The sequence below is a fragment of the Candidatus Binatia bacterium genome (genome assembly GCA_029243485.1).
Classification (GTDB): Bacteria; Desulfobacterota; Binatia; order UBA12015; family UBA12015; genus VGTG01.
The window spans coordinates 71189-84305 of the sequence record JAQWRY010000088.1; the positions used below are offsets into that span (position 1 = coordinate 71189).

Below are 13117 nucleotides of genomic sequence, written 5' to 3' on the forward strand. Positions count from 1 at the left end.
GCGGGGCTACTGAACGAGGCGCTCGTATCGCCGCGCGAGGGGCGCGCCGCAGCCGAGACACATCGCGATCGGGATCGCCGAGTACGCCAGTTCCGCGTCGACCGGCACGGGAACCCCGGCGGCCCGAAGCTTTGCTGCGCTCGCCCAACCCCGGAGGAGCCCGAGATAGATCCAGTACCAGGGGTTCCACCACAGGGCCCACTGCGAACCGGTCGGGAGAAGGAATATTAGGATGGGCGCCGTGGTGATCGAGCCGGCGACCTTCTGCATCGCGAGTGCCTCGATCTTGTTGGATGCATACGCCCCGAAAAACAGGACGAACACGGGCGAGCCCATTGAAGCAGCGGCGAGGGCACCGAAGAACGCTCCCGGGTGCACGAGGGGGCGCCCGTACACGACGCGTATCTTCATGCCCTTGGAATAGTGATCCACCCGGGCGGGTCGTTCGCGGGCAGGTCGAGTTGGGCGAGCAGGTCGGCGCTCGTCTCGCACGAGCCCTGGAAGAACGAGGTGGAGAAATCGAGGTTCTCGACCGCTGTGAGCTTCCCGTACAGGTTCGGGATCTCGAACGAGACGCCGATCCGTTGGTGATAGTCGGGGCCTTGCGCAGACAAGTCTTCGCCGAAGACCTCTCCCTCCTCGGTCGAGAAGTCGAGACTGTGCGAAACTCCGCCGGAGGAACCGGGGCAGGCGCACGAGAGGCCTGCGACTCCCGCGACAATGGGGGTCCCAGCCCTACGCCAGTGGGACGAAGATGGAAACGCGCGGCTCGTCGTCGATCGCACGGCTGATGTGGCCGCGGCCGGTCGTGTCTTCGGCGAGCAGCACGTCCCCGGCGTAGAGGCGGCGTTTGGTGCCATTGCCGACCTCGATCTCGACACCGCCGCCCGAGAGCATGATCACGAACTGGCGCTGTGGGGCATTGTGCCACTGGTAGTCGTAGTCGCGCTCGGTCTGGCGAAACATCACGCTTTTGGCGGCGAGCGGCTTCGAGATCGCGCCGATGGTGCCCCGATCGATCAGGTCGATCTCGACGTCGTCGAAATGGGACTCGCCGTCTTCGCCCGTGTAGATCCGTGTGACGTTCATGGTCGCTCCTTGGTCGCCGCAGTATGACGGTTTTTTCAGCGCTCGCCCACGGAATGGGCAGATCGCGCCGCCTTTGTGCTGAATGAATCACCGGAATCCGCCGTCCGTCCGTGGCACGCGCACTGCTTTGACGGTGAGGGCGCTGCGCGCCATCGCGTGGGAGAGGAGCGACCGATGCCCAAATACATGTACGAGCGCCTTTCGGCGCAGGACAATAGTTTTCTTGTCTCCGAGCAGCCGAACGTGCCTCTGCACGTCGCGGCGGTCGGAATCTACCAGCTTGGCGATCTGGCCTCCGAGGCCGGCGGCGTCGATGTCCGGAAGTTCAAGCGGGCTCTCGAGGCGCAGCTCCACCGGATCCCGCGGTACCGGGAGAAGCTCCAGTACGTTCCGGTCGAGGGGCGTCCCGTGTGGGTCGACGACGCCCACTTCAACATCGACTATCACGTCCGCCACGCGGCGCTGCCGAAGCCGGGTGACGTCGAAGAGCTGAAGAAGCTGACAGCCCGAATCACCACGCGAGCCCTGGATCGTACTCGGCCGCTCTGGGAGATGTGGATCATCGAGGGGCTGTCTGACGATCGATTCGCAATCGTGAACAAGATCCATCACTGCATGGTCGACGGCTCGTCGGGTGCGGATGTAGCCCAGATCCTCATGTCGCCGACTCCCGAACACGAGATCGGGACTCCGCGGCCCTTCATGCCGCGACCGGCGCCGACGAGTTCAGAGCTCGCGCTCGATGCGGCAAAGCGCCTGGTCCTATCGCCCGTCGAAGTCATCGGGGGTCTAGGGGCATTTGCGCGTGGGTCGTCCGATGTCGCGGGTGAGCTCGGAGCGCGGGCGCGGGCCGTCGTCGACTTCACGAAGAACGCGCTCGCGCCGTCGTCCGATACACCGATCAACGGCCCTCTCGGCCCGCACCGTCGAATCGATTGGCTGAGCCTGCCACTCGACGACGTGAAGGCCGTTCGCCGTGCGCTCGGGTGTACTGTGAACGACGTGGTGCTGGCGACCGTTACGGGAGCGGTCCGGCAGTACCTGCTTCGTCGCGGCGTCTCTCCCGCCGGCATGGACTTCCGGATTTCGGCGCCGGTGAGCGTGCGTCGCGACGACGAGCAGGGTCGGCTCGGCAATCGCGTTTCGGCGTGGATCCTTCGTCTCCCGATCGGCGAGAGCGATCCGCTCGAGTGGGTTCGCCAGGTTAGCCAGGAAACTCGTGACCTGAAGGATTCGCGTCAGGCGCTAGCATTCGACCTGATGATGAAAGCCGCCGAGTACGCTCCGTCGTCCGTCCTGGCCCTCGGCTCTCGCCTCGCATCGGGACCGATCAACATGATCGTCACGAACGTGCCCGGCCCCCAGTTCCCCCTCTACATTCTGGGGGCGCGGCTTCTGGAGATGCACCCGCTGGTGCCGCTACTCGACGGCACCGGCCTCGGGATCGCGCTCTTCAGCTACGATGGCATGCTTCACGTCGGCCTGAACGCGGACTACGAGATGATCCCGGACCTGAGCGCTTTCATGGCCTTCTTCGCACAGTCGTTCATGACTCTCTTCGATGCGGCAGGGCTGGGTGCGCCCGCGGAGTCCGAGCAGCCCGTCGACGCCGCGGCGTCGACGCTCGCGAAGACCGCGTAGTCTTCTTGGGTGGCGAGTTCGACGAATCGGGCATCGTCCCTCGATGAGAGTTTTGTGGGGCGCCCTCGCGTAGGGACTCGCACGGCTGCGTCGAGATCTGATACGTCGGCACTCGATGGCCGACCAACAGGAGCTGGTCGATCGCGCGGTCGCGTTGGAGTCCCTTGCCAAGGAGGCGGCGTCCGAGGGCGGAGGCCGGTTTGTATCGGCTGGCGGTGCCGGAGGCGCTCGGAGGTTTAGAGGCGAGCCCGGCGATGCAGATTCGCGCGATCGAGGCGATCTCGCAGGGCGATGGGGCGGCGGGGTGGAACCTCATGATCGGAATCGAGACGACGAGTCTCGTCTCATTCGCGCCGGACTGCGTGGTGGAGGTCTCCACCGATCCCACCGCGATTCTCTGCGGGTCGACCGCGGCCGTCGGCCAGGCGACGATCGAGGAAGGAGGCGTTCGGGTGACCGGCCGGGCTTGCAGGTTCTGGACGACGAACGTCTCGGGGCCGCTCGGAGAATCCGGACTGGTTCACGGCTCGCGTACAACAAGACCGGTGTCGCGTTGGGAAGCGCGCCCGTCTGGAGATCGCGTGCAGTCACGCCGTGGCTGCGTTGGCCCGTGCCGTTGCGGAGGTGCATCGAGCCGCAGGGACGGATACGAACCGTGCGGGCTCGGTTCTCGACCGATGTCAGCGGGACGTTCTGGTGGTGGGCCAGCACTTGACCGTCGCGCAGCCGCTAATCGAAGATGCGGCGCGGATGCTCTTCGGCTTGGAGCCGACTTCGTTCGTTCTCGCGACCTGAGCGCCCGGGGGTTGCCCGCCGGCGAGAGGGGTGAGAGTACGCAGGCATGGGTGATTCGCGCGCAGCGCTCGTCATTGGTGCGGGTCCTGGTCTCGGCGCGTCGATTTGTCGCCGTTTCGGCCGCGAGGGGTTCACGATCTGTGGGGTCCGTCGTCGCCACGCCGATGAGCTCGACGATCTGTGCCGAGAGATCGGAGATGCGGGCGGCGAGGCGCACGGCTTCACGACCGACATGCGCAACGAAGAAGAGGTCGTCGCGCTCTTCGACAAAATCGAAAAGGACATCGGCCCCCTCAGGGTCGTCGTGTTCAACCCCGGGGCGAACGTCAGCTTCTCGATCGAGGAGACGACCACGCGCGTGTTCACGAAGGTCTGGGAGATGGCCTGCTTCGCGGGCTTCCTCGTCGGCCGCGAGGCCGCGCGTCGCATGTTGCCGCGCGCCGAAGGGACGATTCTCTTCACCGGAGCGACCGCGAGTGTGCGCGGCGGCGCCGGCTTCTCCGCCTTTGCCAGCGCGAAAGCGGGGCTCCGTTCCGTCGCGCAGAGCATGGCGCGTGAACTCGGCCCGAAGGGGATCCACGTCGGACACGTCGTGATCGACGGGGGGATCGACGGTGCTTTCATTCGCGAGATGATGGGCGACCGACTGAAGGAGATGCCGCCGGACGCGATCCTCGATCCGGAAGATATCGCGGAGACCTATTGGGCTCTGCACGCACAGCGGCGCAGCGCGTGGACGTTCGAGGCGGACGTTCGACCGTGGACCGAGCGCTGGTGATTGACTAGCTCCGCATCGGTGAGGTCGCCAAGCGGGCCGGGGCCGCGTCGTCCGCGATACGCTACTACGAGATCGAAGGTCTGATTTCGCGACCGGCGCTACGCGGTGGGAGACGGATCTACGACGAGGGTGTCGTCTCTCGCCTTGCGCTGATTGATCTCGCAAAAGCGCGGGGTTCACGGTGGCGGAAGTGAAGCTTCTGCGCGGCGACTTCAGGGGCCGGGCCTCGACCGGTGAGCGCTCGCGGACGAGAAGGTCGGCGAACTCGATCGCCCCATCGAAGAGGCGGAGCAGATGAAGCGTGTTCTGAAGGTCATGATGAGTTGCGAATGCCCGCCGTTCGAGGACTGCTCCCGGGCGATCGGGGTGTGTGATTGACCGGCTTTTGCGTTCCGGGCACGGTCGTGGGAACACGATCCCGGCCATGCATCCCATTCGATTGATCCCCATCGCCTTGATTCTCCTGACACTTCTCTCGCCGGGCTCCGCAGCCGGACAGGTAGAGGCTCCGTCCGATCTCCAAAAGTCGCTCGACACGGGTGTCGAGACGGTGGGGGAGGAGGACGAGGTCGATGCCGGCGCGGCGCAGGCCGAGGCGGCGGAGCGCGGTGACCCGACACCTGGGCTGGACCGGGGGGCGCGGCAGCGAATCGAGGAGATCGTGGTGAGCGCACGGAAGCGTGCAGAGCTGCTCGAGGATACTCCGGTGGCCGTCACCGTCCTCGGCGAGACCGCGCTGCGCCAGTCCGGGATCACGCGGATCGATCAGATTCAGGATCTAGTGCCGAACATGACGTTCGCCCAGGGGCTCGCTGGGCAGGCACCGCAGATTCGCATTCGCGGGGTCGGGACCACGACCGTCGAGGTGGCGTTCGATCCCGGCGTCGGGGTGTACGTGGACGGAGTTTTCCTTGCCCGCGCGGTGGGGCAGCTGCTCGACACCGTCGATATCGAGCAGGTGGAAGTGTTGCGAGGTCCGCAGGGGACCCTCTTCGGGAAGAACACCGTCGGCGGAGCGGTGAGTGTGACGACCGTGAAGCCGAAGCCCGAGCTCGAGGGCTTCGTGTTCGTGCGCCCGGGCAACTTCGGGTCCGTCATGACGCGCGCGATGGTGAATCTGCCGGTCTACGAAGACAAGGTGATGACACGCTTCGCACTCTCGTCGAGGAACAGCGCCGGTTACGTCTACAATCAGTATCGTGACGAGTACATGTCCGGGCTCAGCTCGATCGACACGCTGGGCTCTATCCGTCTCGCGCTGATCGATGATCTCACGATCGACGTGAGCGGCCAGTACTCGACCGCGCACACCAACGCACGGGGTGGGGAGTGTGTCTTCTCGGCCCCGGGTGCTCTCGAGGGCCTCGTTCCCGGCTTCAAGCCGGGGTGCGAGGCAGTGTCGGGACCCTTCCTCACGAACGAAGCCGTCGCGCAGATCAACAGTGTAACGAGCAGTGGCACCTGGGGTGTCATCGAGTACGCACCGGGCGGCTTCGCTTTTCTCGACGACCTGCTTGTGAAATCGATCTCGTCGTGGCGCCAGCAGGCGTCGGCACAGCGCTTCGATCTGGACGGCAGTTCCTACCCGGCGATTCAGCTCTCGAATGCCGGCGGAGGAGCGTTGTTCGATGGCGAGCCGACCGAGCAAGAGCAGGTCCAGCAGGAACTGCAGTTCAACGCGTCTGCTTGGGACGGCCGAATCAACTTTATCACGGGCCTCTTTGCTTACTGGGAGAACGCCACCGCGCCGAACACCGTGCGGGCCGAGACCGCGACGTTCGTGACCGCGACGGCCAATCGGATCACGACCGACAATTTCACGTGGGCGCTGTACGGGCAGGGGACGGCGGACGTCACGGACTGGCTCTCGCTCACGGCCGGCCTCCGGTACACCGCGGACCGAAAATCGTTCACGCAGGAGGCCTATGACCCTCGCGCGCCCGACGTGCCGCCGGAGATGGGCGCGGATTCCAACACGTTCACGTCGTGGACGCCCGCGGCGACGCTGGCGCTGCTGACCCCGCAGGAGTGGCTCGACGGAACTCCGGTCGATCACCTGATGGGCTACTTCACGTACTCGCGGGGCTTCAAGGGCGGAGGGTTCAACGCCGTTCTGCAATCTCAGGTCGGTTCGTTGAGCCCGGTACCGTTCGACCCGGAGACGCTCGACAACTTCGAACTCGGTGTGAAGACGACCGCACTGGAGCAGCGTCTCACGCTCAACTTGGCGGTCTTCCGCGGGAAGTATGACGACATTCAGGTCTCGCAGTTCGTGACCTCGCTGGATGATCAGGGAATGGTCGTTTCGCAGCGCGTGACGCAGAACGCGGCGAAGGCGACGATCCAGGGGTTCGAGGCGGAGGCTTGGGTGCAGCCGATCGACGGACTCGTCTTCACGGGGTCGTTCGGCTACCTCGACGCGCGCTACGACGAGTACTCCGGCTCGGAGTCGCAGATGACGTCCGCGCCTATCGATCGGGCCGGCGAGACCTTCGATCAGTCGCCGCAGCTTCAGTCGTTCGTGTCCGCCCAGTATTCCTTCGGGATCGACATCGCCGCGGACTCGCTGCTCAACGGATGGCTCACGCCACGGCTCGAGTGGGCGTACCGCGATCGGTTCCACACGGTGGCGCCGGAGGTCCGGCAGGGCTTTCAGGCGGGATACAACCTCCTGAACGCGCGGCTCTCGTACGACTTCCTAGACGACCGCGCGCAGGTCGCCGTGTGGGCGAAGAACTTGCTCGACGAGGCGTACTTCAACCAGACGTTCGCCTACGTGACGACGTTTGGGGGCGTCTCGCGGTTCTATGAGCCGCCTCTGACGTTCGGCGGCGAGCTCAGCTACGTTTTCTAGTGCACCGGTTTACTGCGGGTTCCGCGCGAGCCGATACGGGTCGGTGTCCTCGAACTCTCCCTCGTTTCCCCGGGTTGGGTGCATTCCTAGCCGAAAGACGCCGCTGAGAGACAGGTAGGCGCGGAGAGCGAAGATCGGGCTGCCGAGGAGAATCCGAGTCCACGTCCCGAAGACGAAACTGTTCCAACCGGGGAACGACAGCGCGAAGAGCGGGAAGTTGATGAACGGCCCCGTGAAGGCGTTGAGCCGGTAGGCGATCCCCGACCGGCACGGTGGCGGCCACGTGCGCCTCTCGGGTTTCCTTCGAATCGAGCTTGCGCCCGGCGGCGGCTTCGAAGAGCCCACCGCTCGCATAGAAGCCGAGCACGACGTGGTAGATCGCCAGGACCGCCAGCGTGAGCTCCGGCTCCCCGATGCGGCGGTCCCCGGGGGTCTTCTTCCTCCAGCCGCGGGTTCGCGTGAGCGCGGCTGCGAGGCGACATCGCGCATCGATGTGCCGTCGTACCCTTGGTCGGCAAAGAGGCGTTCGGCGGCATCGAGGATGCTTGTGGCGGTGGCGTTGCCGCTTCCGGTGGCCGCGCGGCGACTGCGAGTGGTTTTCTTGGATCTTCGGGCTCTCGACATGACCAGCGGTTGCTAGTCCATTGGTCGCCGGCTTAGGCTAGCAAGTGCTAGTTTCAAGAAATCCGCAATGGAGGATCTCTACGCCACGTGCGAGAGGGTCGTTTCGGGCGGCTCGATCGCCCTCCTCATGTTCGGGATGGGGCGACCCTTCGGGCGGCTGATTCCGTAGACCTGGCGCGACGCCCGCGGGCGTTCATCGACCTGCGCAGTTCGAGATGCCGGTTGGCCAGATCGCGTTCGACGTGGTCGTGTATCTGTTCGTGTTCCTGGTCTACGGTTGGCTCAGCTTTGTAGTGGTCGTCGCGGCGGTGCTCTGGCGCCGCGCGGAGCCGGTGCCGGAGTCGTAGCCGCTACGGACCCTTGGACTTGAACTTCGACCCGTCGTTCACGAGCGACAGCGGGAAGGTGCTCTGCCAGCAGTCCTGCGTCACGCCGTCGTCGATGACGAGCTGCGTCGTCACCGTGGTCGTGAGCGGAAGACTGGGGATCGTGAGGAAGCTGCCCTGGCCCTTCGCAAGGACCTTCGTCTTTCCGGCGTCGCCTTCCTTGAACTTCATGAGCGTCACGCCGTCTGAGCTCTGGCCGGTCTTGTTCTTGTATTTGAAGCCCTTGCCGTTGAGGCTCTTCCAGCAGTCCTTGCCGCTGCACTGGCCGGCGCTCCCGATGGTTGCCTCATAGATGGGCTGGCTGGCCCCCGAGTCGTCGTAGAAGCAGACGCTCAGGTTGCGTCCCGTCTGGGTCGGGTCGAGGAAGTCGGCCGTCGCAGTAGCGTCGCCGCGGTTCATCTTCCAGACGAACTTGTCTTTGCTCCCGTCGATGATGGTGAGGATCGAGCCGAACGGCTGGCTCAGTCGGCAGCCGGTGGCGGGCGTCTCCTGACAGAGGATCTCGTCGGCGCACGAGAAGAGGTGGACGTCGTCGACGTACCAGCCGATTTGCCCGTTGCAGCCGTCGAGGCCCATCTCGAAGCGGAGCTGAATCGTGTCGCCATCGTCAGCGAAGTCGGACAGGTCTACCTGGGACTGTCCCCAGCTGCCGGTGAGGCTGCCGCCGTCGGCGCCGGTGAAGGCCTCTTGGCCCGCGAGCGGGTTGTCGTTGCCCTGGCCGGAGGAGTTGAGCGTGTCGTTGTACGGATTGAAGTCATACGCGGAGGCCGGAACGAGGGTGTACCCGCCGCCGTTCACGCTGATCTTCACGTTGGCACCGTCCCATCCCTCCTCGGTCGACACCCAATGGTCGAACGCGAGTCGCACCTTCTTGACTCCGGAGGGAATGACGATCTCCGGGCTTTGGAGGAACAAGACGCCGGCTTCGGTGTCCGCTTGGCAGTTGCCCAGGGCCGGGTCGTCCGCCACGAAGGCGGCGGAGCCCGCGACGCTATCCGGCAGGCTTCCGACGACAGCCCAATCGAGCGTGTCGAAGGTACCGAGATTCGCGACGCTGCGGGTGCCCACGGTCCAGGAGCCGAGCCCGCTCTCCCAGTCCTGGAGGTGAATCGTGTCGACGGTGCTACCGCCACAGAGCGCGGGCGGGCTCGCGTCGAGCATTGGCGTGAAGCTGCACTGCGTCGGGGCGGTGCGGAGCTCGACCGCGGCGATCGCGTCGGAGACCTCGGTGCAGTCGGCCGCGCTGATCGTGGAGCCGAGCGTGCCCCCCCACGTACCCGACCCTGTCGTGAGAGGGGTGTACAGGGCGGCGCCGAGGAGGTCGGTGCAGCTAGCCTCCAGCGCATTCGCGTGATCTTCGAAGTCGCTCGCCGCTACCTGATAGACGGTCGCGGCGCGCCAGTAGATGTGGGCGGCCTTCTCGAGGCCGATTCCGGTGATAGTCTGTCCGTTGTAGGTGCCACCGTCGACGAGAAGAGCGAAGGCGTGATTCGGAACGCCGGAGTTGGTGTGGACGCCGCCGTTGTCCGCACTGCTGCAGACGTAGCTCCCGGAGGAGACCTTGTCGGGGTCGCCGTAGCAGAGAGGCTGCCACATATCGCGAATGGCGCCGCCGAATCCGGGGTCGTCCTCGCCCGACAGCCAGCGATACGTCGCGTCGGTCGATGGAGAGCCGTTGCCGAACGTGGAGCAGGCGGAGCCGTCGGAGGCGCGAAGGCCGAGGGGCGAGTCCGTGCCGCGACCGTTCAGGAAGTCGACGACCTCGCCGAAGATGTCCGAGTAGGACTCATTCAGCGCGCCAGCCTGCCAAGCGTAGATCAAGTTGTGCGTGTACTCGGTGTAGGCGTGCATCCATTCGTGCGCGACCGTGTCGTCCCCGGTCACGCCGTCGCAGTAGTTCGTGGAGACGCCGTTCCAGGTCGCGTTCGGACAGCTGATCCCGGGATCGTTGTTGACCGTGTACATGATCGCGTCGAGCCCATCGTAGGAGAGGTACGCGCCGTTCGTCATGCTGCCGAACAGATTGTAGGACTCCTTTGCGCCGTCGTTCGCACCATTCCACGCAGTGACCTGCGCCGCGGTACCACTGGCCCAGCCGGCGGTGATCGGATCGGGGTGGCCGAGTCCTTCGTCCCAGATGATGTTGCCCAAACTGGTTTCGCCGACGCGGCGATGAAGCGTTTCGTGAACGCCGGAGATGCGCTCGAGGATGCCGCCCGATGCGGCGTCGACGAAGACCCACTCGTGGACCGTCAGATCGGCGTTGCCGATCTCGACTTCCCACGCGAGGTGCGCCGTCCCGGGTATGCCGCGAAGGAGTCCCGTGTCGTAGATGACCAGGCGGCGACCGATCGCTTCGGCCGCGCTCTTGGCGGTAGCAATGGCGTCCGCTTCTGGTCCGGGGAGCGCAGGAGTAGTGGAGAGGGGGCCTCGCACCGCGACGACCGAGCCGCCGATGGACGTGAGGTCGAGGCCGGGGCCGAAGTGGGCACGGAGCTCGCCGCCGAACACTTCGATGCCATCGACGACCTGGCGGTAGCGCACGCGGCGGGTGCCGAGCGCGTCGCTCGATTCCCCGATGACCTCGAGCTGATCGCCGGGCTCCGAGAGACCGAACAGATCAGCGTGGTCTCGAAGGAACTCGTTGGCCTTCGCCCGAGCCGAGCCCGCCCGGCTGCCGGGCAGAAGATCGCGGCCGCTGTCGGCGCGCACGAAGCCCGCCACTGAGGTGCCCCGGCGCGCTCGCACCCGGGCGCCGGGGCCGGCGTCTCGTTCGAGGCGCTCGACGGCACCCGGATCGACCTCGCGAGCCTGCCGGTCGGGGCCCGCGGCCGCCGCTGGGAGGGCCAGGGCTGTGGCGAGGGCCACCCAAAGGCCGAGGAAGAAAGGTCGGCCGGTCCAGGGGCGTCCAGGCGAGCTCATCTGTTGTTTGTATCGGGCCCCGGCGGCGAGGTCGAGCCACTTTCCCTTCCTCCATAGGGGTCGCGATACCGCCGCCGACCGTTTCGGGGCGACTGGGGCGGGGGAGTGGCTCCAGCCAGACCAGAGTAGTAGGGTTTCCGGTTCATGGAAAAGTCACAAGTCGGCACGACGCTCACCCACCACGCCCTCGTCAGCCAGCGCGCTCACGCCAAGCGCACGGGAGAGCAGCCTGCCGGCGACTTCAGCGAATTGCTGAATCAGCTGGCCGTGGCGGGCAAGATCATCTCCGCCGAGGTCAACATGGCCGGGCTCGCGGATATCCTGGGCGTCGCCGGCCGGACGAACGTGCAGGGCGAAGAGGTGATGAAGCTCGACGTGTTCGCGAACAACACCATCGTCGAGATTCTGCGCCGCTCGGGTCACGTCTGCATCATGGCGTCCGAAGAGGTGGATGATCCCATCGACGTTCCGGAGCCACACTACCCCGGGAAGTATGCCGTCGCCTTCGATCCTCTCGACGGATCTTCCAACATCGACGTCAACGTTAGCATCGGCACGATCTTCTCCATTCACCGCCGCCGCGATCCCTACGGGGTACCGGGCAGGGCCGAAGATCTGCTCCGCCCCGGCAGCGAGCTCGCCGCCGCGGGTTACATCATCTTCGGTTCCTCGACGATGTTCGTCTACACGACCGGGCACGGCGTTCACGGTTTCACGCTCGATCCGTCCATTGGCGAGTTCCTGCTCTCGCACGAGAACATCGTGATCCCCGAGAAGTGCGGCACCTACAGCGTCAACGAGGGGAACAGCAGCAAGTGGACTCCGGCGACGCAGAAGTTCGTCGAGTACGTGAAGTCCCCGGACGCGAGTCCTCTGGGCGGAATGAAGTCGCGTTACATCGGCTCACTCGTGGCCGACTTCCATCGCAACCTTCTGAAGGGCGGGATCTTCCTGTATCCGGCGGACGCCGCAACCGGGAAGGGAAAGCTGCGGTTGCTCTACGAGGCGGCGCCGCTGGGCTTCATCGCGAAGCACGCCGGTGGGTACGCGTCGACCGGGACCCAGGGAATCCTCGACGTCGAGCCCGACGGTCTTCATCAGAGGGTGCCGCTCATCATCGGCAATCGTGACGCGGTCGAGATGTACGAGCGGAGTGTGGCCGGGGAGTAGCTGCCGCGCCCGGCGGGCTCTGCGTGGCCTATACGCAGTCCGCGGCTCCGCCGTCGATTCGCAGGTCGGCTCCGTTGATCGAGGCCGCCCAGCCGCTGCAGACGAATGCGACCAGAGCGCCGACCTCGTCCGGTCGGGCTATGCGCCCACTCGGGGTCGGCATGAAGTCGCTCGCGGCGCGTTTCTCAAGCTCTTCCCAACTGCCGGTCCAGCCCTTCTTCTCCGCTCGCCGCTCTACCATGGCGCGCACCTCTGCGGTTGCGATGAGTCCCGGACTGATGAGGTTGACGGTGACGCCGGAGCCGGAGAGTTCCTTGCTCAGGCTGACCGTCATCGCAGGCAGAGAGGCTTTGGCCGCGTAGTAGCCCGGTGTCTGTTTGCGCGGGCGCACGCTCCCGACCGTGCCGACGAACACGATCCGCCCCCAGCCGCGCGACTTCATGTCGCCGGCGAGGCGTCGGACGAGCCGGACGCCGGAGAGCACGTTGGTCTCGAACATCGACGTCCAGTCTTCGGAGGAGCCGTCCAGCCAGCCACCGCCGGCGGCGGCGCCGTAGTTGTTCACGAGGATGTCAATCGGGTGCCCGTGTGTCGCGAGCCCGCGGGCGATCTCGTCCGCGCCCTCCTCGCTTCTTGGGTCGCCGGTGACTGACGAGGCATTGCCGCCCGCCTCGCGAATGGCAGCGACGATCGGGTCTGGCTGGCCCGCTTCGAGTCCGTGAACCACGACCGATGCACCCTCGGCAGCGAGCACCTGTGCGATCCCGGCCCCGGTACCGCGATGGCTCCCGGTGACCAGCGCCGTCTTGCTCGTGAGATTCAAGTCCATGGGGACTCTTCTCACGGCAGCCGGAGTGG

Annotated in this window: 11 protein-coding genes and 2 pseudogenes; 6 read left to right on the plus strand and 7 right to left on the minus strand. The window is 65.7% G+C overall.

What is annotated here, in order from left to right:
- Positions 1-6: 6 nt before the first annotated feature.
- From P8R42_28750 to P8R42_28760, 3 genes are all read right to left on the minus strand, one after another.
- Positions 7-411: a hypothetical protein gene (locus P8R42_28750; protein MDG2308588.1), complete on the minus strand. Its 405-nt coding sequence runs from the start codon at positions 409-411 to the stop codon at positions 7-9.
- Positions 408-614, minus strand: coding sequence for a hypothetical protein (locus tag P8R42_28755; GenBank protein ID MDG2308589.1), 207 nt, complete (start codon positions 612-614; stop codon positions 408-410). Before P8R42_28755 ends, P8R42_28750 begins: the two co-directional genes overlap by 4 nt.
- A 121-nt stretch (positions 615-735) precedes the next feature.
- Entirely contained in the window at positions 736-1089 is a 354-nt protein-coding gene (locus tag P8R42_28760; protein MDG2308590.1) for a hypothetical protein, read from the minus strand.
- Between the two features lie 174 nt (positions 1090-1263).
- On the opposite strand from P8R42_28760, the gene P8R42_28765 reads away from it, so the two are divergent.
- The 4 genes and pseudogenes from P8R42_28765 (at position 1264) to P8R42_28780 (ending at position 7157) form a co-directional block, all read left to right on the plus strand.
- Complete coding sequence (locus P8R42_28765; GenBank protein MDG2308591.1) at positions 1264-2730, plus strand: wax ester/triacylglycerol synthase family O-acyltransferase; 1467 nt, start codon at positions 1264-1266, stop codon at positions 2728-2730.
- Between the two features lie 543 nt (positions 2731-3273).
- A pseudogene (locus P8R42_28770) lies at positions 3274-3525 on the plus strand (hypothetical protein).
- A 46-nt stretch (positions 3526-3571) separates the two neighbouring features.
- A complete protein-coding gene (locus P8R42_28775) occupies positions 3572-4303 on the plus strand; it encodes an SDR family oxidoreductase (GenBank protein MDG2308592.1) in 732 nt (243 codons plus the stop codon).
- 424 nt (positions 4304-4727) lie between these two features.
- Positions 4728-7157 carry a TonB-dependent receptor gene (locus P8R42_28780; GenBank protein MDG2308593.1) on the plus strand — a complete coding sequence of 810 codons (2430 nt, stop codon included), beginning with the start codon at positions 4728-4730 and terminating at the stop codon, positions 7155-7157.
- 9 nt (positions 7158-7166) lie between these two features.
- On the opposite strand, the gene P8R42_28785 is transcribed toward P8R42_28780, so the two are convergent.
- Positions 7167-7502, minus strand: a complete 336-nt coding sequence (locus P8R42_28785; GenBank protein MDG2308594.1) for a hypothetical protein — start codon at positions 7500-7502, stop codon at positions 7167-7169.
- A gap of 135 nt (positions 7503-7637) precedes the next feature.
- Positions 7638-7781 (minus strand): annotated as a pseudogene (locus P8R42_28790) (TetR family transcriptional regulator).
- A 215-nt stretch (positions 7782-7996) separates the two neighbouring features.
- Here P8R42_28790 and P8R42_28795 point away from each other — a divergent pair.
- Positions 7997-8128: a hypothetical protein gene (locus tag P8R42_28795; protein ID MDG2308595.1), complete on the plus strand. Its 132-nt coding sequence runs from the start codon at positions 7997-7999 to the stop codon at positions 8126-8128.
- A 3-nt stretch (positions 8129-8131) separates the two neighbouring features.
- Here P8R42_28795 and P8R42_28800 read toward each other — a convergent pair whose 3' ends face one another.
- On the minus strand, positions 8132-11089 hold the full coding sequence (locus tag P8R42_28800; protein ID MDG2308596.1) for a M4 family metallopeptidase: 2958 nt from the start codon (positions 11087-11089) through the stop codon (positions 8132-8134).
- A 144-nt stretch (positions 11090-11233) separates the two neighbouring features.
- Between P8R42_28800 and fbp the strand changes: the two genes are divergently transcribed.
- Positions 11234-12259 (plus strand): class 1 fructose-bisphosphatase, encoded by a 1026-nt coding sequence (fbp, locus tag P8R42_28805; protein MDG2308597.1) that lies wholly within the window; start codon positions 11234-11236, stop codon positions 12257-12259.
- Positions 12260-12287: 28 nt separating this feature from the next.
- Here fbp and P8R42_28810 read toward each other — a convergent pair whose 3' ends face one another.
- A complete protein-coding gene (locus P8R42_28810) occupies positions 12288-13088 on the minus strand; it encodes an SDR family oxidoreductase (GenBank protein MDG2308598.1) in 801 nt (266 codons plus the stop codon).
- Positions 13089-13117: the final 29 nt, after the last annotated feature.

Excerpts from the sequence above, each read along its gene's own strand:
- P8R42_28750 (MDG2308588.1), bottom strand. The coding sequence starts at position 411 with ATGAAGATACGCGTCGTGTACGGGCGCCCCCTCGTGCACCCGGGAGCG.
- P8R42_28775 (MDG2308592.1), top strand. The coding sequence starts at position 3,572 with ATGGGTGATTCGCGCGCAGCGCTCGTCATTGGTGCGGGTCCTGGTCTC.
- fbp (MDG2308597.1), top strand. The coding sequence starts at position 11,234 with ATGGAAAAGTCACAAGTCGGCACGACGCTCACCCACCACGCCCTCGTC.
- P8R42_28800 (MDG2308596.1), bottom strand. The coding sequence starts at position 11,089 with ATGAGCTCGCCTGGACGCCCCTGGACCGGCCGACCTTTCTTCCTCGGC.
- P8R42_28810 (MDG2308598.1), bottom strand. The coding sequence starts at position 13,088 with ATGGACTTGAATCTCACGAGCAAGACGGCGCTGGTCACCGGGAGCCAT.
- P8R42_28760 (MDG2308590.1), bottom strand. The coding sequence starts at position 1,089 with ATGAACGTCACACGGATCTACACGGGCGAAGACGGCGAGTCCCATTTC.
- P8R42_28795 (MDG2308595.1), top strand. The coding sequence starts at position 7,997 with ATGCCGGTTGGCCAGATCGCGTTCGACGTGGTCGTGTATCTGTTCGTG.
- P8R42_28780 (MDG2308593.1), top strand. The coding sequence starts at position 4,728 with ATGCATCCCATTCGATTGATCCCCATCGCCTTGATTCTCCTGACACTT.
- P8R42_28765 (MDG2308591.1), top strand. The coding sequence starts at position 1,264 with ATGCCCAAATACATGTACGAGCGCCTTTCGGCGCAGGACAATAGTTTT.